Raw genomic sequence first — 21,703 nt, forward strand, 5'->3', positions numbered from 1 at the left:
CCGCGTCGCCGCCGGGCCGGTCGGGCTCGTGCCGGTCACTTCTCCGCCTCGAGGTCCTGCACGACGTCGACGACGACCGACGGGCTCTCGATCTCGCCGCTGAACCGCGCGGCCACGCGCCCGCGCTTGTCGAGCACGAGCGTCGTCGGCACGGCCTTCGGCGGCACGTCGCCGGCGAAGGCCAGCTGCATCTCGTTGTCCGCGTCGTCGAGCACGGTGGGGTAGGCGAGGCCGTACTTGTCGATGAAGCCGCGGGCGATCGACTCGGAGTCGCGCACGTCGACGCCGAGGAACTCGACGCCCGTCGGGGAGAGCTGCTCGTGGAGCGCCTTGAGGTCCGGCGCCTCGCTCCGGCACGGCGGGCAGGACGCGTACCAGAAGTTGATCACCACGATCCTGCCGGCGTACCCCTTGGTCGAGACCGCGTCGCCGTCGATCGTCGTGGACTTCCAGCTCGGCGCGGCCTGGCGCTTCGCGGCGTCGATCGTCACGACCGACCCGTCGCCCGAGATGTAGCCGGACCCCTTGCTCTTCGCCTCGTCGTACTGCGACGAGAGCCCGTCACTGCCGCCGGTGCAGCCGGCGAGCGCCAGCGCGACGGCGAGGACCGCGGCGGGCAGCGCGGCCCGGCGGGACAGCCGGCCCGGCATCGGACGCCCCTGCATCACACGGCCCTGCATCACACGGCCCCCAGATCGATCGAACGCGCCAGCAAGTCTGCCGCCGGTTCCTGATAGCCGACCTCCACGACGCGGCCGTCGCGGCGCTCGAGCGAGGTGATGCTCGAGAGCGAGCAGCGGCGGGTGCGCGGGTCGTGCGCGAGCGGCTTGCCAGCGACGGTGCGGGCGACCATCCAGATCGGCAGCTGATGGGTCACGATCGCGACCTCGCCCGCCGGCACGGCGTCGAACGCGTCGCCGACGGCGGCCATCATCCGGCTCGCGATGCGGGAGAACGGCTCGCCCCACGACGGCCGCCACGGCGCGATCAGGTACGGCCAGTTGCGCGGACGCCGCAGCTCACGGCGCACGCGGGAGCCCTCGAAGCGGTTCGCCCCCTCGATGACCCGCTCGTCGTCGACCGGGTCGAGCCGGAAGCGGGCGGCCCACGGCTCGGCGGACTCGTGCGTGCGCTGCAGCGGACTCGTCACCAGCCGGACGATCGGACGGCCGGCCATGCTGTCGCAGGCGGCAGCCGCCATCTGACGGCCGAGCTCGCTGAGCCGGTAGCCGGGCAGGCGGCCGTAGAGCACGCCCTCGGGGTTGAAGACCTCACCGTGGCGCACCAGATGGACGCGGTCCGCAGGCACCGGATCAGGGTAGCCCGCCGCGGCTGGGCGCCGATCCGGCGCGGCTAGACTCGTGCCCCGTGACCACCCGCACCCTCGTCAAGCAGCTCGCCTCCCTCCCCGACGGTCCCGTCCGCGTCGCCGGCTGGGTGGAGACGGTGCGCGATCAGAAGAAGGTGCAGTTCATCGTGCTCCGCGACGAGTCGGGCGCGGTGCAGCTCGTGCACCCGCGCGCGGCCGCCGCCGAGGACGGCACGGTCCCCGAGGACGCCGTCGCCGACGCGATCAGCGGTGTCGCCCACGGCAGCTTCGTCAGCGTCGAGGGCGAGCTGAAGAAAGACGAGCGCGTCAAGCTCGGCGGCCTCGAGGTGAAGATCGGGTCGATCGACGTCGTCGGCCCCTCGCTCCCGGAGTCGCCGATCGCGGACGACTCGTCGATCGACAAGCGGCTCGACTGGCGCTTCCTCGACCTCCGCCGCCCGGAGCAGAACCTCATCGCGCGGGTGCAGACGACCCTCGAGCACGCGCTGCGCACCTGGTGGGTCGAGCACGACTTCATCGAGATCCACACGCCGAAGCTGATGGCGTCGCCGTCGGAGTCGCGCGCCGAGCTGTTCACGGTGCCGTACTTCGACTCCACCGGCTACCTCGCGCAGAGCCCGCAGCACTTCAAGCAGATGGCGCAGCCGGCCGGGTTCGGCAAGGTGTTTGAGATCGCACCGGCGTTCCGCGCCGACCCGTCGTTCACGTCGCGGCACGCCACCGAGTTCACGAGCGTCGACGCCGAGTTCAGCTGGATCGACTCGCACGAGGACGTGATGGCCGTGCACGAGGAGCTGCTCGTCACCGCGCTCACCGCCGTGCAGGCGAAGCACGGCGACGAGATCCGCGAGCTGTTCGGGCTCGAGGTGACCGTGCCGACGACGCCGTTCCCGCGCATCCCGCTCGCGGAGGCGAAGCAGATCGTCGCCGACCGCGGCTACGTCGTGCCCCGTGCCGACGCCGACATGGACCCGGAGGGCGAGCGCCGCATCGCCGAGTACGTGCGGGAGCAGTACGGCTCCGACTTCGTGTTCCTCACCGACTACGACGCGTCGATCCGGCCGTTCTACCACATGCGCCACGCCGACCAGCCGGGCCTGACGCGCAGCTACGACCTCATCTACCGCGGCACCGAGATCTCGACCGGAGCGCAGCGCGAGCACCGCATCGACGTGCTGCTCGAGCAGATCGCCGAGAAGGGCCTCGACCCGGCCGGAATGGAGTCGTACCTCACGTTCTTCCGCTACGGCGTGCCGCCGCACGGCGGCTTCGGCATGGGTCTGGCCCGCGTGATCATGCTGCTGCTCGAGCAGCCCTCGATCCGCGAGGTGACCTACCTGTTCCGCGGCCCCAACCGACTCGAGCCGTAGCCGGCGTTGAGCCGGCGCGGAGTGGCCTAGACCTCGAAGTCGATCGCGGCGCGGGTCGCGATGACCGAGCCGATGTACTTCGCCACCTCGACGTGCGCCGGGTGGTCGATGTAGGCCTGCAGACCCGCGGCGTCGTCGAAGTCCGAGTCGATCGCGAAGTCGCCGTTGCGATCGATGCCCGTGCTGTCGGCGGGCACCGCCATCCGCTTGATCTCCGGGATGACGTCCATCAGCCCGACGAGGCGCCGGCGCACCTCGGCCGTCTGCTCCGCCTTCTCGGCCGGGTCGTCGGTCGCGAGCGTGAAGATGAGCACGTGGCGGATCATGCGGGGGTCCCTTCTGCGGCCGCGAGGGCCGTGCGGAGGCGGTCGGGCTCGACGCGCCAGATCGTGTGCACGCGGTCGTCGATCAGCACGACGGGGATCTCCTCGGCGTAGCGGTCGAGCAGCTCCGGATCGTCGAGGATGCTGCGCTCCACGAAGGCGACGGCCGGGTGCTCGGCGAGCACCGTCTCGACCACCGCGCGGGCGTCGTCGCAGAGGTGGCATCCCGGCTTGCTCAGCAGCGTCAGACGGGGGGCGGGCACGGCATCACCCTAGACTGGACGGGCCATGGCCGACGGAACCGCGACCCCGAGCGACCGGCCCATCGTGGCCTTCTTCGACGTCGACAACACGCTGATGCGCGGCACCAGCCTGTTCCACGTGGGGGTCGAGGCGTGGCGGCGCAACGTGATCGGCTGGCGCGACGTGCTGCCGTTCGCCTGGCACCAGATGCGGTTCATCCGCAAGGGCGAGAACACCGCGCACCTCGGCAGCGCGCAGGAGCGCGCGCTCGGGCTCGTCGGCGGTCACACCACCGCCGAGATCGAGGAGATCGCCGAGAGCATCTGGGAGGAGCGGATCTCGACCCGCCTCTGGCCGGAGAGCGTCGCCCTCGCGAAGGAGCACCTGGCGAAGGGCCACGAGGTGTGGCTCATCTCGGCGACGCCCGTCGAGGTCGGCGACCTCATCGCCCGCCGGCTCGGGCTGACCGGCGCGCTCGGCACACGGGTGGAGAGCGTCGACGGCGTCTACACCGGCAAGCTCGTCGGCCACGTGCTGCACGGCGAGCAGAAGGCGGTCGCGGCACGCGAGCTCACCGGCGCGATCGGCGCCCGTCTCGAGGACTGCTGGGCCTACTCCGACAGCCGCAACGACATCCCGCTGCTCAGCCTCGTCGGCAACCGCGTCGTCGTGAACCCGGACCCGATCCTGGCCCGCCACGCGAAGCACGAGGGCTGGCCGACCCTGCTGCTCAAGCGCTCGAGCATCACGGAGGCGCAGCGCCGGGTGAAGCGCGAGGCGCGCGCCGTGCGCAAGGAGGCCCGCCGCGAGGCCGCGAGCAAGCCGGAGACGAAGCCGGACACGAAGAAGCGCCGAGCCTGACGGCCCGGCGCTTGCAGCGGAGTGGTCCGCTTACTTCTTGTTGCGACGCTGGTGGCGCGTCTTGCGCAGCAGCTTGCGGTGCTTCTTCTTCGCCATGCGCTTGCGGCGCTTCTTGATGACGGAGCCCATAGTCTCACCTCGGAATCTCGATCGGATGCGGACGCCCAGGCCTCGCAGCCGCGGGAAGTCAACCGGGCGAGTCTAGCGCAGGCCCGTGGGGGCCTCGTCCGCGGGCGGCGGGGGCGGGGTCAGCCGGCCTGCGCGCCGCCGATGCGGAGCATCGCCTCGACGTCGGCCTGCGGGATGCGGTACGACCGACCGAAGCGCACGGCGGGCAGGTCGCCGGCGTGCACCATGCGGTACACGGTCATCGACGAGACGCGCATCATCTCCGCGACTTCGGCGACGGTGAGGAAGCGCACGTCGCTGAGTTCGCCCGCCATCGTTCTCCCCGTCTTCCCAGCGGCGTCGGCCCGGCACGCGGAACCGCTCCCCCGCCGAACGAGCACGTGGCCGCTGTTACTGGAGTGCCCAGTGTGGTCGATGTGCTCGCCGCGAGCATAGGGGATCCACTGGACGCCCAGCAATCCCCCCGAGCGCGTCCAGATCCGCACGGTTCCGGGCGATCCGGGTGAGGGATCGCGTGGGCGATCGCGTGACGGCGTCGGGCGACGCGATACGACGCGGCGCGTCAGCGGCGGGCGAGGCGGTCCGACACGTTGCGGGCGCCGTGGGCGGCATCCGCGGCGACCCGGCCGAGGCGTCCGGCGAGGGCGACGCCGCGCCAGTCGGTCGCCGACTCGCGCGGCAGCTCGATGACCGCGCCCGACAGCGGCTCCGGCTCGGCCACGAACGGCTCCACCCACGCGGCGACCTGGTCGAGCGGCGCCGGGTCGAGCCGGTAGTAGCGGTGCTGGCCCTCCTCGCGCACCTGCACGAGGCCGTGCTCGCGGAGCGTCTTGAGGTGCTTCGACACCGTCGGCTGACTGATGCCGAGCTCGACGACGAGGCTGCCGACGCTGATCTCGCCGAGCGACCCGCCGGCGTGCGCCAGCGCGAGCAGCCGGCCGAGCAGCTGCCGCCGAGTGGGGTCCGCGACCACGTCGAAGATGTCCGCCATGCGGATCAGGGTAGCCAGTCCCCCCGTCGTGCGCGCGACTGCCGCACGCACGGGAGGGATAGCATGACCGCGCGACGGGCCGACGGCCCGGCTGGGGAGGGAAGGATGCGCACGGTCCCCGTTGCGCGCGAGCGGGGCCTCCCCTCGCCGGACGAGCCCCTGCTGAGCCGCCTGCGCGACCGCCTCGACGACTTCGCGGGCGGCACCCCGGCCCGGTTCGCCATCCTCGTCTTCGGGCTGCTCGTGATCGTGTTCACGCTCCTGCTGTCGCTGCCGATGTCGAACGCGGCCGGCGAGTGGACGAAGCCCGTCGACGCCGTCTTCACCGCGATCAGCGTCGTGTGCGTGACCGGCCTCTCCACCGTGGACATGGCGGATCACTGGTCGGCGTTCGGCCACGTCGTGATCTTCGTCGGCGTCGAGATCGGCGGCATCGGCGTGCTGACGCTCGCCTCCATCCTCGGCCTCGTCATCAGCCGCCGGCTCGGCCTGCGGCAGCGCCTCATGGCCGCCGGCGACGCGAACCCGCTCCGGATGCGGCGCGGACCGGTCGCCGAGAACCAGGGCGTGCGCCTCGGCGAGACCGGCGGGCTGCTGCTCACCGTCGCGGTCAGCGCGCTCGTCATCGAGGCGGTCGCCGCGATCCTGCTGTACCCGCGGATGCTGCTGCAGGGCGTCGACCCGTGGGACGCCGCCTGGCAGTCGTTCTACTGGTCGGCCATGGCGTTCACGAACACGGGCTTCGTGCCGACGCACGAGGGCCTCGCGCCGTACGCGGAGGATCCCTGGTTCCTCGGCGTGCTCATGCTCGCCGTGATCTCGGGCGCCATCGGCTTCCCGGTGATCTACGCGCTGCGGCGGGGCCTGCGCCGGCCGCGGCGTTGGCCGTTGCATGTGAAGCTCACGCTGACCACCTACGCGCTGCTGCTCGTGCTCGGCGCGATCGCGTTCCTCGTCATCGAGGCGGGCAACCCGCGCACGTTCGGCTCGATGGACGCCGGGCAGACCGTGCTGCAGACGCTGTTCCTGTCGACGATGACCCGGTCGGGCGGGTTCTCCACGCTCGACATGTCGCACCTCGACGGCGCGAGCCTGCTCGTCTCCGACATGCTCATGTTCGTCGGCGGCGGGTCGGCGTCGACCGCGGGCGGCATCAAGGTGACGACCCTCGCCATCCTGTTCCTCGCCGCGTTCGCGGAGGCGCGCGGCGTCGACGACATGGAGGCCTTCGACCGCCGCATCCCCGGCGACGTGCTGCGCCTCGCCGTCAGCGTCGTGCTGTGGGGCGCGACCACGGTCGCCGCCTCCACCATCACGCTGCTCATGCTCACGAACGAGCGGCTCGACTACGTGCTGTTCGACGCGATCAGCGCGTTCGCGACCTGCGGGCTGACCGTCGGCTTCACCGCGAGCACGAGCGAGCCGGCGCAGTACGTGCTCGCCGCGACCATGCTGATGGGACGCATCGGCACCGTCACCATCGCCGCCGCCTTCGCCTCGTCGAAGACCCGGAGGCTGTTCCGCCACGCAGAAGAGAGGCCCATCGTTGGATGACCGCATCGCCCCCGACGCCCCCGTGCTGGTGATCGGGCTCGGACGCTTCGGCGCCGCCACCGCCGGCCAGCTGCAGCGTCAGGACCGCGACGTGCTCGCGATCGACACCGACGCGGAGCTCGTGCAGAAGTGGTCGGAGCGGGTGACCCACGCCGTGCAGGCGGACGCCCGCGACATCGACGCGCTGCGGCAGCTCGGCGCGAAGGACTTCTCGATCGCCGTCGTCGGCGTCGGCAGCCACATCGAGTCGAGCGTGCTCATCACCTCGAACCTCGTCGACCTCGGCATCACCCAGGTGTGGGCGAAGGCCGTCAGTGCCGCGCACGGCAAGATCCTGTCGCGCATCGGCGCCCATCACGTGATCTACCCGGAGGCGGAGGCCGGCGAGCGCGTGGCGCACCTCGTGTCGGGCATGCTGCTCGACTTCATCGAGTTCGACGACGGCTTCGCGCTCGTGAAGCTGCACCCGCCGCGCGAGGCGTGCGGCATGCCGCTCGGGGAGGCGAAGCTGCGCAAGCGCTTCGGCGTCACGATCGTCGGCGTGAAGCCGCACGGCGGCTCGTTCGGCTACGCGACCGCGGACACGGTGCTCGCCCCGGGCGACGTGGTGATCGCCTCGGGCACCTCGAAGGACCTGGACCGCTTCGCCGGGGCGTGAGCGGTCCAGCGGCTGAGCAGCGCCGACGGCGCCCACCACCGATGGCCGAGCAGCGCCGACGGCGCCCACCACCGATGGCTGAGCAGCGCCCTCTGGGGCGCGTATCGAAGCCCCCGCCGCGCGCGGGTCGGGGCTTCGATACGACCCTCGTTCCTCGGGCCTACTCAGCCATCGGGGTGGTGAGCCTCGTGCCTCGGGCCTACTCAGCCAGCGGGGACGCGATGTTCGCCGTGATCTCGTCCACCCAGGCCTTGCGCTGCTCGCGCGTCGACGGACGCCCGGCGATGCCCGGGATCCGCTCCCACGGCCGCGGTCCGTCCGCGTGCCGGTACTCGACCCCGAGCACGTCCAGCCGCTCGAGATGCACGTCGAGCCGGGCCGAGAACTCGTCCCAGTCCCGGTCCGCGCCGCCGACCCACAGCGCCTCGGCGAGCGCGCACGCCCGCGGCCAGAGCTGGTAGTCGACCCGGCGGGGTCCGTCGAGGTGCTCCGACCACAGGTTGCCCTGCCCGCCGAGCACGTGCTCGGCCTGCGCCGGCGTCAGCTCGGCCGGCACCGGGTCGAACGCCCAGACGTCGCGCACGGTCAGCGGGATGGCGACCGGGATCGGCTCGTCCGGGTCGTCGGACTGGCGGTAGTCGAGGTACACCTGGTCGTCCGGGCAGGACACGACGTCGTGGCCCGCCCGCGCGGCCGTGATGGCTCCGGCCAGTCCGCGCCACGAGGCGACCGTCGCCCCCGCCGCCAGGCCGCCCTCGAGGATCTCGTCCCAGCCGAACGTCCGGCGTCCGGCAGCGGTGATGTGCTCGTCGAGCCGGCCGATGAACCAGCTCTGCAGCGCCTCCTCGTCCGCGACGCCGAGCTCGCGCATCCGCTCCTGGGTCCGCGCGTCCGCCTGCCACTGCACCTTCGGGCACTCGTCGCCGCCGATGCCGATGTACTCGCCCGGGAACACGTCCATCACGGCATCGAGCACGTCCTTCACGAACGCCACCGTCGACTCCTCGACGTTGAGCACGTCCTCCGCGACGCCCCACCGGGTCCAGACCTCGATCTGCTCGCCGGTGACGCCGAGCTCCGGATACGCGGCGATCGCGCTGCGGGTGTGACCCGGCACGTCGACCTCGGGCACGAGCCGGATGGACCGCTCCGCGGCGTAGGCGACGAGCTCGCGCAGCTCGTCCGTCGTGTAGAAGCCGCCGTGCGGGCGGTCGTCGCCGGGGGCGTCCGCCGCCGCGCCGAGCTGCGACTCGCGGCGCCAGGATCCGATCTCGGTCAGCCGCGGCCAGCCGGGCACCGGGATGCGCCAGCCCTGGTCGTCGGTGAGGTGCAGGTGGACCGTGTTGAAGCGGTGCAGGGCGGCCAGGTCGATGGCGCGGCGCACCTCGCGCGCCGGCAGGAAGTGCCGGGCGACGTCGAGCATGATCCCGCGCCAGCCGAAGCGCGGCGCGTCGGCGATCTCGACGGCGGGCACGATCCAGTCGACCCCCTCGACCCGCGCCGTGCGGAGCACCGCCGCCGGCAGCAGCTGCCGGAGCACCTGCACGCCAGCGGTCGCTCCGGCCGCGTCGCCGCCCGTGATGGTCACGCCGAGCTCGTCGGCGACCAGCCGGAACGCCTCGGACCCGAGCGCGTCGTCGAGCTCGAGGCGGATGCCGCGGGCCGCGGCGCCCGATCCGGTGCCCTCGGCTGCCGCAGCGCCCGCGGCCCTGTCCGTGCTCTCGGCCGACGACGCCGCGCCGGCCAGGTCGAACCCGGTCGCGGGACGCAGGGCGCCCTGCAGCAGGCGGCGCACCCCCTCGAGCCCCGGCACGGCGGAGACGGTGGTGGCGGCGTCGATGCGGTAGCCGGCTCCGCCGGTCTCGCGCAGCTCCCGTGGGGCGGGGACGATCGCGACGGTCATGGTGGGCTCCTTCGCTCGAACCGGGACGGCCTCCGGCGGGGCACCGGATGCGCTCCGGCGGGCGGGTGGTCATGGTGATCCGGGCGGACGGTGCGTGGCGGCGCCGCGGGCTCGCGGTGAGGCCCGGTCGGCCCGGCCGGACCCGGGTTCAGCTGCCGGCGGCGATCTCCGCGGCCCGGGCCATGGCGGCCCGTGCCGCACGCTCGAACAGCGCGGCGAGATCCGCCTCCTCGAGCACCGCGACGGCGCGCTCGGTGGTGCCCTTCGGGCTGGTGACGCGGCGGCGGAGCTCGGCGGGGTCGATGTCGGCGGCGGCGAGCAGCTCGCTCGCGCCGCGGAAGGTGCCGCGCACCATCACGGCGGCCTGCTCGGCGTCGAAGCCGAGCTCGCGAGCCGCGCGCTCGAGCTGCTCGATGAGGAGGAAGACGTAGGCCGGCCCGGATCCGGAGATCGCGGACAGCGGGTCGAGCCGGGCCTCCGGCACCACGACGACGTCGCCCACCGTCGCGAAGACGGCGCTGACGGTGGCGATCTCGGCCTCGCCCGCGCGGCTGCCGGCCGCGACGCCGGTCACTCCGCGGCCGACGGTCGACGGCGTGTTCGGCATGCTGCGGACGACCGGGTTCGGCACCAGCGCCTCCATCGTCGCGCTCGTGACGCCGACTGCGACGCTGACGATGATCGCCGCGGAATCGAGGTGCGGCGCGATCTCGCGGAGCAGGTCGGGCACCATCGCCGGCTTCACCGCGACGAGCACCACGCCGGCGCCCTCGACGGCCCGGGCGTTCGCGTCTGCGTCGCGCTCGAGCGCGAGGGACTCCACGCCGGGCAGGTCGATCGCGTCGGCCTTCGCGGCCGTGCGGTTCGTGACGACGAGACCCCCCGTGCTGACGTCGGGCGCGGCGAGCCCGCTGAGGATGGCCCCGCCCATCGAGCCGGCGCCGAGGATCGCGATCCGGGGCAGGGGCGCGCTGCCGGATCCGGTGGAGGAGCTGTGCGGCGTCGAAGCAGTCACCCGTCCATCCTGCCCCAGCTCCCCTGCCCCAGCTCCGCCGTGACCCGGCGGATCGCGCGTGTAGCGTGGGGCGCGTGAGCTCGAGCGGTGGGAACAAGGCGATCCTCGCGGCGATGGGGGCGAACTTCGGCATCGCGATCACGAAGTTCGTCGCGGCCTTCTTCTCAGGGTCGGCGTCGATGCTCGCGGAGGGCGTCCATTCGCTCGCGGACACCGCGAACCAGATCCTGCTGCTCGTCGCCGGACGCCGCGCCGTCAAGGCCGCGGACGCCGAGCACCCCTTCGGCTACGGCCGCACCCGCTACCTGGCCGGCTTCGTCGTGTCGATCATCCTGTTCACGATCGGCGGCGTCTTCTCGCTCTACGAGGGCTGGGAGAAGCTGCACGACCCGCACCCGCTCGAGAACGTCTGGCTGCCGGTGCTGGTGCTGGTCATCTCGATCGTGCTCGAGGGCTTCTCGCTGCGCACGGCGGTGCGCGAGTCGCGGCCGTTCAAGGGCACCGGATCGTGGGTCTCGTTCGTGCGCCGGGCGAAGGCACCCGAGCTGCCCGTCGTGCTGCTCGAGGACACCGCGGCGCTCACCGGCCTCGTCTTCGCGCTGTTCGGCGTCGGACTGACCGCGGTCACCGGCAACGGCGTCTTCGACGCGATCGGCACCCTGCTCATCGGCGTGCTGCTCGTGCTCGTCGCGATCATCCTCGGCCTCGAGACCCACAGCCTCCTCATCGGCGAGGGCGCCTCCCCGGAGGACGTCGTGCGCATCCGCAACGCGTTCACGGAGCACCCGCAGGTGGAGGCGCTCATCCACATGAAGACGCTGTACCTCGGACCCGACGAGCTGCTCGTCGCGGCGAAGGTCGCCCTGCCGCGGGCGAGCCGCCTGCCGGAGATCGCGACCGCCATCGACACGATCGAGTCCGACATCCGCGCCGCCGTGCCGGTCGCCCGCGTCATCTACATCGAGCCGGACATCTACACGCCGCCGGGCGAGGGCGCCCCGCCGACCGACGCGATCGTCATCAAGTCCTCGGACTGATCGGGAGCGGAGCGGTCCTCGGACCGATCCCGCGGGCGGAGCGATCCTCGGACCGACGTCCCGACCACGACACGGGACCGCGGCACCGCACCGCGACACCCGGCGCCGTCCCGGCCGTCGTTCACCGTCCTCTCGGCCTCTGCTTGCTAGCGTCGAGCGCATGTCACGGGGGTCGAACGCGCCGAGCACCGTCGCGCGCCACGGCCGCCAGCACCGCCGCGGCTGGGTCAACTCGCTGCTGGCGCTGCTCGGCATCACCGTCGTCGTGACGCTCATCGCCACCGGATCCGTCGCGGCGATCGCCGTCTACAGCGTCAGCGAGACCCTGCAGAAGAACACCGTGTCGATCGGCTCCGGCAAGAAGACGATCTCCGGCGTCGGCGCGATCGACCAGCCGGTGAACCTGCTCCTGGTGGGCAGCGACTCCGGCGGCGGCAACTCCGCCTACGGACGCCGCGGCGAGACCCTCAACGACGTCACGATCCTGATCCACATCTCCCCGACCTCGAGGTCGGCGACCGCGATCAGCATCCCGCGCGACCTCTGGGTGCCGCAGGCGGCCTGCACGAGCGACGAGGGCAAGAAGGTCGGGGCGGCTGGCGCGCGCCGCTTCAACGAGGCGCTCTCGCGCGGCGGGCTGTCGTGCGTCGCGGCTGCGGTCACCGGGCTGACCGGCCTCGACGTCGACTACGCCGCGCTCATCGAGTTCGACGGCGTCGTCTCCATGTCGAACGCCCTCGGCGGCGTCACGGTCTGCCTCACCTCGCCGATGAAGGACCGCTACACGGGCCTCAACCTCCCCGCCGGCGAGAACACGATCGAGGGTGCGACCGCGCTCGCCTTCCTCCGCTCGCGGCATGGGCTCGCCGAAGGCAGCGACCTCGCGCGCATCAGCAATCAGCAGGTCTTCCTCTCCGCGCTCATGCGCCAGGTGAAGAGCTCGGAGACCCTGAGCAACCCGGGCACGCTCTACAACCTCGCGACCGCCGCCGCCCAGCACATGACGCTGAGCCGCGAGCTCGCCTCGCCGACGACCATGGTGTCGATCGCGCTCGCGCTGAAGGACATCCCGCTCGACCGGATCGCCTTCATCCAGTACCCGAACACGCCGAAGGACATCGACGGCAAGAGCGTGACCGTGCCGCTCACCACGCTGGCGAAGGCGCTGACCACCGCCGTCGCGGACGACCGGGCCGTCATCGCCGGGTCCGCCGGCGCCGCCCAGGTCACGCAGACCCCGGCGCCGGGCACGACGAACGCGCCGACCACGCCCGCCACCGGCACCCCGACGACGCCCGCCACGGGCAGCCCGACCGGCACCGCCACGACTCCGGCCGACGACGGCACGGGACCCGTGCAGCTGCCGGACGGCGTCACGGGCCAGTCCGCCGCCGATCAGACCTGCTCGCGGGGCAGCTCCGGCTGAGAAGGCGGCGCCCGCGCTCCTGACCCGGCCTCGCGCCAGGCGGTGCGATCCGCGCCCGGCAGCGCGAGGGATACGAGATGCCCCGCGGCGATGAGGACGATCGCGACCGACTCGGCCGGGAAGGTCGTGGCCAGCGCGACGGCCGCCGGTGCGAGCACGAGCGGGGCGAGGGGGCCGGCGGCGGTGACGGCCCGATCCGCTCGCGCGGGCAGGGGCTTGCGGACCAGGACCGCGCCGATGCCGCGGACGGCGACGGCACCGGATGCGCTCGGTGCGAGCAGCCGGTAGGCCGTCACATGGCCGAGCTCGTGCACCACGGCCGCCAGCACCGCGAGCCCGGCGATCGAGAGCCCGTGCGCGATCACGGCCGACCCCGCGAGCGCCGCCGTCGACGCCCCCGCGCCGAGGACCGCGAGCGCCGGGAGCGCCGCACGTCCGAGCACCCAGAGCGTCGCGGCGACCGCAGGCCACAGTCGGGCGGGGAGCGGCGAGCCCGCGTCCGGACCCCGGGCCGACCCGCGCGGCGCGGAAGCGCCCTCGCGCATCGACACCGACGCAGTCGCCGACGCCGGCGCGCGCCCCGACTCCGTCTCCGTCTCCGACTCCGGCACCGGCTCCGGCACCAGCTCCGGCACCAGCTCCGGCACCAGTTCCGGCACCGGCTCCGGCTCCGGCTCACTCGATCGAGAGGGCGTCATCGCCGCGCCTCCGCACCAGCAGCCAGAGCGCCACGAGCACGCTCGCGGACAGCGCGAGTCCCGCGAGCTCGACCCCCGACGCCCCGGCCGTCGCCGGCAGGGCGGCGAGGCCGAGCTGCAGCGGGATCACCGCGACGCCGAACAGCAGGAACGTCACCGCGCTCGTGACCGTCGTCGACTGCGGACTCGTCGTGGAGCAGGGCGCCACGATCCCGCCCGAGGCGGCGGCCAGCCCGAGCACGACGCCGAGTCCGAACCGGGACGCGGCGTCCGCCGGCTCCGCCGCGCCCGACGCGACGAGCACGGTCGATGCCGCGAGCGCGGGCACCGCGCCGCCGAGCAGGCCCGCGACGAGCCGCTGCTCGGCGATGCGCGCCCGTGTCGCGCCCGCGAGTCGGGCGAGCCACGACGACGGCGCAGTCGTGCCGAACGCGAGCATCCCGGCCGCGAACGGCAGCGTCGGCGGCACCCCGGCGAGCGCGTCGAGCACGGGACCGGCCTCCCGAGCGAGCGGCGTCGCGGTCGCCGCCGCGATGCCCGCCGCCAGCAGGATCGGTCCGCCGGCCATCACGAGGTACTGCGGCAGGCGGACCAGCTGGAGCAGCTGCACGGCGACGCCCGCCGTCGCCCGTCCGCGCGGGATCCGGACGCCGACGAGCAGGCGCGTGACGACGGCGCCGACGGGGCTCGGCGACCAGGCCGCGGCCGCGATCGCGGCCGCGAGGGCGAGCAGGACCCAACCGAGGAGCACCGCCGCGGGGAGTCCGGTCTCGAGTCCGATGCCGAGCCCCGACCGGACACCCGGCGGCAGGCCGGCCGCGAGACCGGGCGCGAGGCCGGCGGCGGATCCCCCCGAGGCGTCGCCGACGCCCGTCGCCGCGGCCGCGCGGCTGCCCGCGATCGCGAGCCGGGCGACGGCGGAGACCGGCCCGAGCAGCGAGAGCCCGCCCCGCAGTCCGGCCGGTCCCGACCCGTCGCCCGGCCGGGGGACCGCGTCGGGCAGCGTCAGCGCGGCCGATCCCGCGAGCACGATCAGCGCCGCGACGGCGACCGCGTACGGCGGCGCGAGCCGCAGCCGGTCCGCGGCGGTGCGGAGCAGCTCGACGGCGGCCGGGACGCCGACGGTCGCGATCCCGAGCAGCAGGAGGTGCAGCGCGAGCACGCCGGCCAGCCGCGCCGGGTCGTGACGGAACAGCACGACGAGCAGCGGGACGGTCGGCGCGGAGAGCACCGCCGCCGTCCCCGCGCCGAGCAGGATCGTCGGCGCCCGCTCGCCGATCACCCGGCCCGGCGTCGACACGGGCAGCACCGCGGCGAGATCGGCGAGGGCGCCGCCGGGGCGCCGTGTCGCGGCGAGCAGCACCTGCACCAGCGCGCCGGCCGCGAGCACGCCCGCCGCCGTGATCCGCACGAACGGGGAGCGGTCGGCGTCCGGCGGCAGGTCGACGGCGCCCCCGAGCAGCGTCGCGACGAGCGCGGCGATCAGCACGGCGAGCCCGACCGCGGCGGCACCGGCGATCACGAGCCCGGCATCGACGACCCGGGCGTCCACACAGAGCACGCGGGCGGCCTCGCGACGCCAGATCCGCCACGAAGCGCCGGCGATGGCCCGTGCACCGGCCACGATCGGTCCGCCGGCGCCGTGGTCAGTCATCGCGCCCGTCCTTCCCTGCCGACCCCGACTCCGCCCCGGCCGAACCCGCCCCAGGCGCGCCCCCGCCACACGGCCTCCGTCCCGCCGCGGCACCGAACCCCGCCGCCGCCGCGGCCCACACGGCGAGCGCGAGCCCCATCCCCGGCGCGTCCGGCACGAACCGGAGCTGCGGGATGCCGTCGACGCTCGCGAACCATGCCCGGAACACGCCGGGCAGCTCGGCGGCGTCGCGGGTCGCGAACGCGACGACCAGGCAGACCGCGCACGCGATCACGAGGCCGACCACGCCGGTGAACGCGCCGAGCAGCGCGCCGGTGACCCCGCCGCGGATCACGAGGCCACCGTCCGCTCGCCGTCGAGCGCCGCCTCGAGCAGCGCGTCCTCGCGTCCGCGCTCGTCGGACGTGCCGGTCAGCGCGGCGAACGCCGTCTCGAGGTCGTCGGCCCGCGCGGCCGCCCGCACCTCCGCGGGAGTGCCGTCCGCGACGACCCCGCCCCGGTCGACGAGCCAGAGCCGGTCGGCGTCGCGCTCGGCCCTTGCGAGGTCGTGCGTGGCCACGAGGACGGCGCGCCCGGACGCCACCACCCCGTCGAGCAGCCGGCGCAGCAGCCGTGCCGAGCGGGGATCGAGCCCGCGGTAGGGCTCGTCGAGGACGAGCACGAGCGGCTCGTGCATCACGGCCGCGACGAGCTGGAGCTTGCGGCGCATCCCGTGCGAGTACTCGGCGACCTGGCGGGGCAGTGCGTGCTCGATCTCGAGCAGCCGGCAGAGGGCGTCGGCGCGCTCGCGGTCGTCGCGGCGGCGCAGCCGGTCGTGCAGCCGCAGCAGCTCGGCGCCGGTCAGCGCGGCGGGCAGCGGCAGGTCGTCCGGCGCGAAGCCGACGAGCGCGCGGGCGGCCGGCTCGCGGACGTCGATGCCGGCCACCGCGATGCGGCCGACGTCGGGCGGCAGCAGCCCGACGAGCATGGACAGGATCGTCGTCTTGCCGGCGCCGTTGGGTCCGAGCAGGGCGCAGTGCTCCCCCGCCCGGACCCGCAGGTCGACCGGCTGCACGACGGTTCGGGAGCCTCGCCGGAGCGTGATCCCCGCGGCCTCGAGCAGCGCGGTCATGGGATCAGAACCGCCGGCAGCCGAAGTAGTAGAACCCGGACCGCACGGTCGGCACGCCGACGGTCGGCCACCAGCGGGGGCCGAACGTGCTCTGGCAGAAGTACAGCCAGGCGGCCGCGATGCCGACCACGAGGATCAGCGCGACGGCCGCGGCCACCGCGATGACGGCGATGAGCACGAGCGGCGCGACCTCGTTGCGCACGGTGGCGGTGTCGCCGGCGCGTGCGACGGTCGGATCCGCGGTCCGGCCGGCGGTCGGATCCGCGGGCCTGATCACCGGCCGGACCACGGACCGGATGTCAGGGCACGCGACGGCGGACGACGCCGCGGTCGCGGCGCCGAAGACGAGCCGGCGCGCGAGCGCGTCGACCCGGACGGCCGCACCGAGCACCGGCGCGGGGGTGAGAACGGACATGGAGCACTCCTTCGAGGATCAGCGGATGCCGGATGCATCACGCTTTCATCGCTCATGGTTACCAGCGCCATAGCATGCTCGCACCGCGAAGGCGAGATCTGTGGATAACCCGACGGCGGGAGGAGAACCCCACCCGCACCCGGGCCTCAGCCCCGACGGCCTCCGAAGAACTCCGCGAGCGGCGCGGCGCACTCGTCCGCCAGCACGCCGCCGACCACCTCGACGCGGTGCAGCGATCGGCGGTCGCGCAGCAGGTCGTGCACGCTCCCCGCCGCGCCCGCCTTGTCGTCCCAGGCGCCGAACACGACCCGCGCGACCCGCGCGGCCATGATCGCGCCCGCGCACATCACGCACGGCTCGAGCGTGACGACGAGGGTCGCGCCGTCGAGGCGCCAGTCCCCGGCGACCTGCGCGGCACGGCGGAGCGCCACCACCTCGGCGTGGGCGGTCGGGTCGCCGAGCAGCTCGCGCTCGTTGCGGCCGCGCGACAGCTCCCGCCCCTCGGCGTCGAGCACGACGGCACCGACCGGCACGTCCCCGGCGGCCGTGGCCAGCACGGCCTCGGCGATCGCCGCACGCATCGGGTCCTCGAACGCCATAGCCTGAGGGTATGCGAGTGCACGTGGCCGACCATCCGCTGATCACCCACAAGCTCACCGTGCTGCGCGACGAGCGGACGCCGTCGCCGACGTTCCGCGCCCTCGCGGAGGAGCTCGTCACGCTGCTCGCCTACGAGGCGACGCGCGGCGTGCGCGTCACCCCCGTCACCGTGCAGACCCCGGTGTCCGAGGCGACCGGGCTCGCGATCGCGGATCCGCGTCCGCTGGTGGTCCCGATCCTCCGCGCGGGGCTCGGGATGCTCGAGGGCATGGTCAAGCTCGTGCCGACCGCCGAGGTCGGCTTCCTCGGGATGGTCCGCAACGAGGAGACGCTCCAGCCCGACATCTACGCCGAGCGCCTGCCCGACGACCTCTCCGACCGCCAGTGCTTCGTGCTCGACCCGATGCTCGCCACCGGCGGCTCGCTCATCGCCGCGATGGAGTACCTGTTCGCCCGCGGGGCCGTCGACATCACCGCCGTGTGCCTCATCGCCGCGCCGGAGGGCCTCGCCGCCGTCGAGGAGGCCATGGTCGGCCGCGACGTGACGGTCGTCGTGGGCGCGCGCGACGAGAAGCTCAACGAGCTGGGCTATATCGTCCCGGGCCTCGGCGACGCCGGCGACCGCCTCTACGGCACCGTCTGACCGGTCGGACGATCCGATCCGCGGGTTGACATCCGCGTTGGTATACCGGCAGAATCTCCGGCATGACCGCGATCGCGCACGCCCAGACCTCCGTCGAGGCCGTCGGGGATGCGGGCATGATGATGCCCGCGCGTGCGGTCATGTGCTGTCGAATGTGCGCCTGAGCCGTCCTCTCGCCGATCCCGCTGTCTGACCAGCGCCGATCCCCGGATGCCGATGCCGACATGAGCACCGCATCCGATCCCCGCACCGACTCGCATCGCCCGTCCGACGCGATCCCCTCCACCGCCGGAGCGGACCGCGTCGACGACTCCCCGAAGGACCTTCCGACCATGTCTCTCGCCACCGCCATCGATCTCGCACCCGCCCGCACCGCGACCCGCCCGCAGCCGGTCGCCGCCCCGGCAGCCCCGGCGCAGCCCGCGGCCGCCCAGCCCGCCGCCGCCCAGCCGGCGCCGCAGCGCCGCCTCCGCCCCGTGCCGGACGGCACCGAGGCCCGCGGTTTCGCCCTCTACGTCGGCATCGACGAGGAGGCCGCCCAGGCCGCCGGCACCGACCTCGCCGCTGTCGTGCAGCAGCTCCGCCGCCTCGCCGCCGAGCTCGTGCCGGGCACCGAGACCTACGCCGCCGTCGCCCTCGCCCCGTCCGGCGCCGGCGGCCGCGCCATCGACGTCGTGCGGCTCGCGCTGCAGGACCCCGCCGCCCTCGCCAAGCAGCGGGAGGCCGCGCCGACCGCCGAGCCGGAGCCGAAGGGCGGCGTCGTGATCGACATCTCCCGCAAGCGCGTCGTGCTCGACGGCGAGACCGCCCCGCTCACCTACAAGGAGTTCGAGCTGCTGCAGTTCCTCGTGCTCCGCGAGGGCCGCACGATCGAGCGCACCGAGATCATCTCCACCCTGTGGGCGGACTCGATCGACGACGAGGTGCCGAACGAGCGCACCATCGACGTGCACGTGCGGCGCCTGCGCTCCAAGCTCGGCGCGTACGAGGACATCGTCCGCACGGTGCGCGGCGCCGGCTACCGGTTCGACCGGCACGCCGACGTGGCGATCCGCTGGGCGTCGACCCCGTCGCCCGACCTGTTCTGAGCCGATCCGCCCGCCGGCGGCGATCCGCCCGCCGGCGACCCGGCATCGGCGACCCCTTCCGACCTACCCTGGTCGGATGATCACGATGTACGGCGCCGACTGGTGCGCAGACTGCCGACGCTCCAAGTCCCTCCTCGACCGTCTCGAGGTCGGCTACGAGTACATCGACGTCGAGCGGACCGACGGCGCGGCCGACGCCGCCAAGGAGGCCGCGAGCGGGCGGATGAACATCCCCGTGATCGTCTTCCCGGACGGCGCCGTGCAGATCGAGCCGAGCGATCGGGACCTCTCGGGCAAGCTCGCCGAGCTCGGACTCGCCGCGGTCTGAGGCGCGTCCGGACGCCGTGCACGACGGGTCGGACGGCGTCCAGAGCGGAGCCCGAGGCGGCACACGGGCAACTCGCAGGAAGAATAACGAAACGATAACTAGACACCGTTACCTCGCCGTTATACCTTCGACTCAGCGCCCACCGTTTGCTGTGGCGGAGGGTGCGGAATGTGATTGCAGGACACTCTTGGTGCAAGGGAGAAGGCCGGCCGCTCGCCTCAGCGGCCGGCCTTCAATCATGTCCGGCCGCGCTTGCGCATCCTGACCGGCGAGCACCGGGCGCCGCTCCGGACCCGACCACCTCGGGACGCGACCATCCGCGATGCGAAGCCCCGTGGCACCCCCGAGGATCCGCGTCGCACGCCGCCGATAGGCTGACGCGATGACCGATCGCCGGGATGCCGTCGACGCCTGGGAGTCGCTCTACCGCGCCCAGGTCGCCGTGCTGCGCCATCTGCGCGATCACTTCCCGGCCGGGGTGAGCTTCAGCGAGTACGACCTGCTGTTCAACCTGTTCCGCGCACCGCTGCGCTCCGCGCGCATCCGCGACCTCGTCGAGCAGCTGCTCATCACCCAGCCCAGCGTGAGCCGGCTCATCGACCGCCTGCAGGCGCGCGGCCTCGTGTCGAAGAGCGCGGACCCGAACGACGCCCGCGGCACGGTCGTCACGCTGACCGCCGAGGGCGAGGCCTTCTTCCGCCGCGTCGGGGCCGAGCACAGCCGCGTCATCGCCGACCGGATGCTCGCCGCCCTCCCCCCGGACGACCTGCGGGCGCTCGGCGGCCTCAGCGAGCGGCTCCGTGGCGGGGCCTCGCCGCGCATCCCGGCCGAGCCGGAGCGGTGAGCCGCGCCCGACGCACCTGCCGATGAGCGACTGCTGAAGAGAACCTCCCGATGAGCACTTCCCGATGACCCCCCGCGATCCGGCGATCGTCTGGCTGCGCGACGACCTGCGCCTCGCCGACAACCCCGCCCTCCGCGCCGCGGTCGACGGCGACCGTCCCGTCGTGGTCGCCTTCATCCTCGATGAGGACAGCACCGAGACCCGGCCGCTCGGCGGCGCGAGCCGGTGGTGGCTGCACCACTCGCTCACGGCGCTCGAGCGGGAGCTCGAGGCGCGCGGCGCGCCGCTCGTGCTGCGGCGCGGCGCCGCCGAGGCGGAGCTGCGGCGGCTCGTCGACGACACCGGCGCCGCCCGCGTGCTCTGGAACCGGCGCTACGGCCGCACCCGCGAGATCGACGCCCGCCTGAAGCAGGGCCTCCGCGACGACGGCGTCGAGGTGGAGAGCTTCTCGGCGAACCTGCTGGCCGAGCCGTGGACGGTGCAGACCGGCGACGGCGGCCGCTACCGCGTGTTCACGCCGTTCTGGAAGGCGCTGCGCCAACTCGACCTCCGCCGCCCGGTCGCGGAGCCGCGCGAGATCGACGGGCTCGCGGTCGACGGCGACGCGCTCGACGACTGGGGGCTGCTGCCGACCCGGCCGGATTGGGCGGGCGGCCTGCGGGAGACGTGGGAGCCGGGCGAGCACGGCGCGCACCGCCGGCTCGAGGCCTTCGCCGGCGACGCGCTCGAGCGCTACGATCGCCGCGACGAGCCGGCCGCGGACGCGACGAGCATGCTGAGCCCCCACCTCCGCTTCGGCGAGGTGTCGCCGATCCAGATCTGGCACCGGCTCCACGCCGGCCTCGACGCCCCCGCACGCCGGCACGTCGATCAGTTCCTGCGGCAGGTGGCCTGGCGCGACTTCAACACCGGCATCCTGTTCGACAACCCGAACCTCGACACCGTCAACTACCGGGAGGACTGGAACCGGTTCCCCTGGCATCCGGGGCGCCAGGAGGAGCTCGAGCGCTGGCAGCAGGGCCGTACCGGCATCCCCCTCGTCGACGCGGGCATGCGGGAGCTCTGGCACACCGGCTACATGCAGAACCGGGTGCGCCTCGTGACCGCGAGCCTGCTCGTGAAGAACCTGCTGGTGCACTGGCGCACCGGCGAGCGCTGGTTCTGGGACACGCTCGTCGACGCCGACGAGGCGAACAACCCGGGCAACTGGCAGTGGGTGGCCGGCAGCGGCGCGGACGCCGCGCCCTACTTCCGGGTGTTCAACCCGGAGACGCAGGCGAAGAAGTTCGACGCCGACGGCGCATACCTCCGCCGCTGGATCCCGGAGCTCGGCACGGATGAGTACCCCGAGCCGATCGTCGACCTCCGCGAGTCGCGGGAGGCGGCGCTGGAGGCGTACCGGGGCCTGCGCGGCGCGTAGCCGGCTCGGAGGGCGGCCCTTCGACAGGCTCAGGATCCCGAGATCGGCGGCCAGGGCTCCGAG

Annotated in this window: 26 protein-coding genes; 11 read left to right on the forward strand and 15 right to left on the reverse strand. The window is 73.7% G+C overall.

Annotation, left to right across the window (positions count from 1 at the left end):
• Positions 1-35 precede the first annotated feature (35 nt).
• A complete protein-coding gene (locus tag AC1RSJ_RS05545; RefSeq protein ID WP_493117343.1) occupies positions 36-650 on the reverse strand; it encodes a TlpA family protein disulfide reductase in 615 nt (204 codons plus the stop codon).
• Between the two features lie 29 nt (positions 651-679).
• Positions 680-1,309, reverse strand: coding sequence for a histidine phosphatase family protein (locus AC1RSJ_RS05550; RefSeq protein ID WP_493117344.1), 630 nt, complete (start codon positions 1,307-1,309; stop codon positions 680-682).
• A gap of 59 nt (positions 1,310-1,368) precedes the next feature.
• Between AC1RSJ_RS05550 and aspS the strand changes: the two genes are divergently transcribed.
• The gene (aspS, locus tag AC1RSJ_RS05555) at positions 1,369-2,700 is read left to right on the forward strand and encodes an aspartate--tRNA(Asn) ligase (RefSeq protein WP_493117345.1); all 1,332 of its coding nucleotides are present in this window, start codon (positions 1,369-1,371) and stop codon (positions 2,698-2,700) included.
• A gap of 26 nt (positions 2,701-2,726) precedes the next feature.
• Here aspS and AC1RSJ_RS05560 read toward each other — a convergent pair whose 3' ends face one another.
• The gene (locus tag AC1RSJ_RS05560) at positions 2,727-3,026 is read right to left on the reverse strand and encodes a Dabb family protein (protein WP_493117346.1); all 300 of its coding nucleotides are present in this window, start codon (positions 3,024-3,026) and stop codon (positions 2,727-2,729) included.
• Positions 3,023-3,286: a glutaredoxin family protein gene (locus AC1RSJ_RS05565; protein ID WP_493117347.1), complete on the reverse strand. Its 264-nt coding sequence runs from the start codon at positions 3,284-3,286 to the stop codon at positions 3,023-3,025. The genes AC1RSJ_RS05560 and AC1RSJ_RS05565 overlap by 4 nt, the downstream gene beginning before the upstream one ends.
• 25 nt (positions 3,287-3,311) lie before the next feature.
• Here AC1RSJ_RS05565 and AC1RSJ_RS05570 point away from each other — a divergent pair, with 25 nt between their 5' ends.
• Positions 3,312-4,127, forward strand: a complete 816-nt coding sequence (locus tag AC1RSJ_RS05570; protein WP_493117348.1) for an HAD family hydrolase — start codon at positions 3,312-3,314, stop codon at positions 4,125-4,127.
• Between the two features lie 30 nt (positions 4,128-4,157).
• Here AC1RSJ_RS05570 and AC1RSJ_RS05575 read toward each other — a convergent pair whose 3' ends face one another.
• From AC1RSJ_RS05575 to AC1RSJ_RS05585, 3 genes are all read right to left on the reverse strand, one after another.
• Positions 4,158-4,256, reverse strand: coding sequence for a 30S ribosomal protein bS22 (locus tag AC1RSJ_RS05575; protein ID WP_003792170.1), 99 nt, complete (start codon positions 4,254-4,256; stop codon positions 4,158-4,160).
• A gap of 119 nt (positions 4,257-4,375) precedes the next feature.
• Positions 4,376-4,570 (reverse strand): helix-turn-helix domain-containing protein, encoded by a 195-nt coding sequence (locus AC1RSJ_RS05580; RefSeq protein WP_493117349.1) that lies wholly within the window; start codon positions 4,568-4,570, stop codon positions 4,376-4,378.
• 248 nt (positions 4,571-4,818) lie between these two features.
• Entirely contained in the window at positions 4,819-5,247 is a 429-nt protein-coding gene (locus tag AC1RSJ_RS05585; RefSeq protein ID WP_493117350.1) for an ArsR/SmtB family transcription factor, read from the reverse strand.
• 105 nt (positions 5,248-5,352) lie between these two features.
• Here AC1RSJ_RS05585 and AC1RSJ_RS05590 point away from each other — a divergent pair, with 105 nt between their 5' ends.
• Both AC1RSJ_RS05590 and AC1RSJ_RS05595 read left to right on the forward strand, forming a co-directional pair.
• Positions 5,353-6,801: a TrkH family potassium uptake protein gene (locus AC1RSJ_RS05590; protein WP_493117351.1), complete on the forward strand. Its 1,449-nt coding sequence runs from the start codon at positions 5,353-5,355 to the stop codon at positions 6,799-6,801.
• Complete coding sequence (locus AC1RSJ_RS05595; RefSeq protein WP_493117352.1) at positions 6,794-7,459, forward strand: potassium channel family protein; 666 nt, start codon at positions 6,794-6,796, stop codon at positions 7,457-7,459. The genes AC1RSJ_RS05590 and AC1RSJ_RS05595 overlap by 8 nt, the downstream gene beginning before the upstream one ends.
• A gap of 199 nt (positions 7,460-7,658) precedes the next feature.
• Here AC1RSJ_RS05595 and AC1RSJ_RS05600 read toward each other — a convergent pair whose 3' ends face one another.
• Together AC1RSJ_RS05600 and proC are read right to left on the reverse strand one after the other, a co-directional pair.
• The gene (locus AC1RSJ_RS05600; RefSeq protein WP_493117353.1) at positions 7,659-9,362 is read right to left on the reverse strand and encodes a beta-N-acetylhexosaminidase; all 1,704 of its coding nucleotides are present in this window, start codon (positions 9,360-9,362) and stop codon (positions 7,659-7,661) included.
• 148 nt (positions 9,363-9,510) lie between these two features.
• Positions 9,511-10,377, reverse strand: coding sequence for a pyrroline-5-carboxylate reductase (proC, locus tag AC1RSJ_RS05605; RefSeq protein ID WP_493117354.1), 867 nt, complete (start codon positions 10,375-10,377; stop codon positions 9,511-9,513).
• Between the two features lie 74 nt (positions 10,378-10,451).
• Here proC and AC1RSJ_RS05610 point away from each other — a divergent pair, with 74 nt between their 5' ends.
• Positions 10,452-11,414, forward strand: coding sequence for a cation diffusion facilitator family transporter (locus AC1RSJ_RS05610; RefSeq protein ID WP_493117355.1), 963 nt, complete (start codon positions 10,452-10,454; stop codon positions 11,412-11,414).
• 160 nt (positions 11,415-11,574) lie between these two features.
• Positions 11,575-12,840, forward strand: a complete 1,266-nt coding sequence (locus tag AC1RSJ_RS05615; protein ID WP_493117356.1) for an LCP family protein — start codon at positions 11,575-11,577, stop codon at positions 12,838-12,840.
• Here the strand turns inward: AC1RSJ_RS05615 and AC1RSJ_RS05620 are convergent.
• The 6 genes from AC1RSJ_RS05620 to tadA form a co-directional block, all read right to left on the reverse strand.
• Positions 12,810-13,538 (reverse strand): hypothetical protein, encoded by a 729-nt coding sequence (locus AC1RSJ_RS05620; RefSeq protein ID WP_493117357.1) that lies wholly within the window; start codon positions 13,536-13,538, stop codon positions 12,810-12,812. The two genes, AC1RSJ_RS05615 and AC1RSJ_RS05620, sit on opposite strands and share 31 nt — an antisense overlap.
• Positions 13,516-15,192, reverse strand: coding sequence for a hypothetical protein (locus tag AC1RSJ_RS05625; protein WP_493117358.1), 1,677 nt, complete (start codon positions 15,190-15,192; stop codon positions 13,516-13,518). Before AC1RSJ_RS05625 ends, AC1RSJ_RS05620 begins: the two co-directional genes overlap by 23 nt.
• Complete coding sequence (locus AC1RSJ_RS05630) at positions 15,185-15,526, reverse strand: hypothetical protein (RefSeq protein WP_493117359.1); 342 nt, start codon at positions 15,524-15,526, stop codon at positions 15,185-15,187. Before AC1RSJ_RS05630 ends, AC1RSJ_RS05625 begins: the two co-directional genes overlap by 8 nt.
• Complete coding sequence (locus tag AC1RSJ_RS05635) at positions 15,523-16,302, reverse strand: ABC transporter ATP-binding protein (protein ID WP_493117360.1); 780 nt, start codon at positions 16,300-16,302, stop codon at positions 15,523-15,525. The genes AC1RSJ_RS05630 and AC1RSJ_RS05635 overlap by 4 nt, the downstream gene beginning before the upstream one ends.
• 4 nt (positions 16,303-16,306) lie before the next feature.
• Positions 16,307-16,717, reverse strand: a complete 411-nt coding sequence (locus AC1RSJ_RS05640; RefSeq protein WP_493117361.1) for a hypothetical protein — start codon at positions 16,715-16,717, stop codon at positions 16,307-16,309.
• A 146-nt stretch (positions 16,718-16,863) separates the two neighbouring features.
• Positions 16,864-17,316, reverse strand: a complete 453-nt coding sequence (gene tadA, locus AC1RSJ_RS05645) for a tRNA adenosine(34) deaminase TadA (protein ID WP_493117362.1) — start codon at positions 17,314-17,316, stop codon at positions 16,864-16,866.
• An 11-nt stretch (positions 17,317-17,327) separates the two neighbouring features.
• On the opposite strand from tadA, the gene upp reads away from it, so the two are divergent.
• The 5 genes from upp (at position 17,328) to AC1RSJ_RS05670 (ending at position 21,640) form a co-directional block, all read left to right on the forward strand.
• A complete protein-coding gene (gene upp, locus AC1RSJ_RS05650) occupies positions 17,328-17,960 on the forward strand; it encodes a uracil phosphoribosyltransferase (protein ID WP_493117363.1) in 633 nt (210 codons plus the stop codon).
• A 332-nt stretch (positions 17,961-18,292) separates the two neighbouring features.
• Entirely contained in the window at positions 18,293-19,048 is a 756-nt protein-coding gene (locus tag AC1RSJ_RS05655) for a winged helix-turn-helix domain-containing protein (protein WP_493117364.1), read from the forward strand.
• 76 nt (positions 19,049-19,124) lie between these two features.
• Complete coding sequence (locus AC1RSJ_RS05660) at positions 19,125-19,376, forward strand: glutaredoxin domain-containing protein (protein ID WP_493117365.1); 252 nt, start codon at positions 19,125-19,127, stop codon at positions 19,374-19,376.
• A gap of 382 nt (positions 19,377-19,758) precedes the next feature.
• Positions 19,759-20,220, forward strand: a complete 462-nt coding sequence (locus AC1RSJ_RS05665; RefSeq protein WP_493117366.1) for a MarR family winged helix-turn-helix transcriptional regulator — start codon at positions 19,759-19,761, stop codon at positions 20,218-20,220.
• Positions 20,221-20,284: 64 nt separating this feature from the next.
• Complete coding sequence (locus AC1RSJ_RS05670) at positions 20,285-21,640, forward strand: cryptochrome/photolyase family protein (protein WP_493117367.1); 1,356 nt, start codon at positions 20,285-20,287, stop codon at positions 21,638-21,640.
• Positions 21,641-21,703: the final 63 nt, after the last annotated feature.

It is taken from the genome of Schumannella sp. GW821-FHT10F01 (assembly GCF_058809295.1).

Coding starts and splice junctions, on each gene's coding strand:
- AC1RSJ_RS05575 (WP_003792170.1), bottom strand. CDS start 4,256: ATGGGCTCCGTCATCAAGAAGCGCCGCAAGCGCATGGCGAAGAAGAAG.
- AC1RSJ_RS05620 (WP_493117357.1), bottom strand. CDS start 13,538: ATGACGCCCTCTCGATCGAGTGAGCCGGAGCCGGAGCCGGTGCCGGAA.
- AC1RSJ_RS05655 (WP_493117364.1), top strand. CDS start 18,293: ATGTCTCTCGCCACCGCCATCGATCTCGCACCCGCCCGCACCGCGACC.
- AC1RSJ_RS05580 (WP_493117349.1), bottom strand. CDS start 4,570: ATGGCGGGCGAACTCAGCGACGTGCGCTTCCTCACCGTCGCCGAAGTC.
- AC1RSJ_RS05665 (WP_493117366.1), top strand. CDS start 19,759: ATGACCGATCGCCGGGATGCCGTCGACGCCTGGGAGTCGCTCTACCGC.
- AC1RSJ_RS05545 (WP_493117343.1), bottom strand. CDS start 650: ATGCCGGGCCGGCTGTCCCGCCGGGCCGCGCTGCCCGCCGCGGTCCTC.
- upp (WP_493117363.1), top strand. CDS start 17,328: ATGCGAGTGCACGTGGCCGACCATCCGCTGATCACCCACAAGCTCACC.
- AC1RSJ_RS05625 (WP_493117358.1), bottom strand. CDS start 15,192: ATGACTGACCACGGCGCCGGCGGACCGATCGTGGCCGGTGCACGGGCC.
- AC1RSJ_RS05600 (WP_493117353.1), bottom strand. CDS start 9,362: ATGACCGTCGCGATCGTCCCCGCCCCACGGGAGCTGCGCGAGACCGGC.
- AC1RSJ_RS05615 (WP_493117356.1), top strand. CDS start 11,575: ATGTCACGGGGGTCGAACGCGCCGAGCACCGTCGCGCGCCACGGCCGC.
- AC1RSJ_RS05660 (WP_493117365.1), top strand. CDS start 19,125: ATGATCACGATGTACGGCGCCGACTGGTGCGCAGACTGCCGACGCTCC.
- AC1RSJ_RS05670 (WP_493117367.1), top strand. CDS start 20,285: ATGACCCCCCGCGATCCGGCGATCGTCTGGCTGCGCGACGACCTGCGC.
- tadA (WP_493117362.1), bottom strand. CDS start 17,316: ATGGCGTTCGAGGACCCGATGCGTGCGGCGATCGCCGAGGCCGTGCTG.
- AC1RSJ_RS05640 (WP_493117361.1), bottom strand. CDS start 16,717: ATGTCCGTTCTCACCCCCGCGCCGGTGCTCGGTGCGGCCGTCCGGGTC.
- AC1RSJ_RS05635 (WP_493117360.1), bottom strand. CDS start 16,302: ATGACCGCGCTGCTCGAGGCCGCGGGGATCACGCTCCGGCGAGGCTCC.
- AC1RSJ_RS05590 (WP_493117351.1), top strand. CDS start 5,353: ATGCGCACGGTCCCCGTTGCGCGCGAGCGGGGCCTCCCCTCGCCGGAC.
- AC1RSJ_RS05585 (WP_493117350.1), bottom strand. CDS start 5,247: ATGGCGGACATCTTCGACGTGGTCGCGGACCCCACTCGGCGGCAGCTG.
- AC1RSJ_RS05570 (WP_493117348.1), top strand. CDS start 3,312: ATGGCCGACGGAACCGCGACCCCGAGCGACCGGCCCATCGTGGCCTTC.
- AC1RSJ_RS05560 (WP_493117346.1), bottom strand. CDS start 3,026: ATGATCCGCCACGTGCTCATCTTCACGCTCGCGACCGACGACCCGGCC.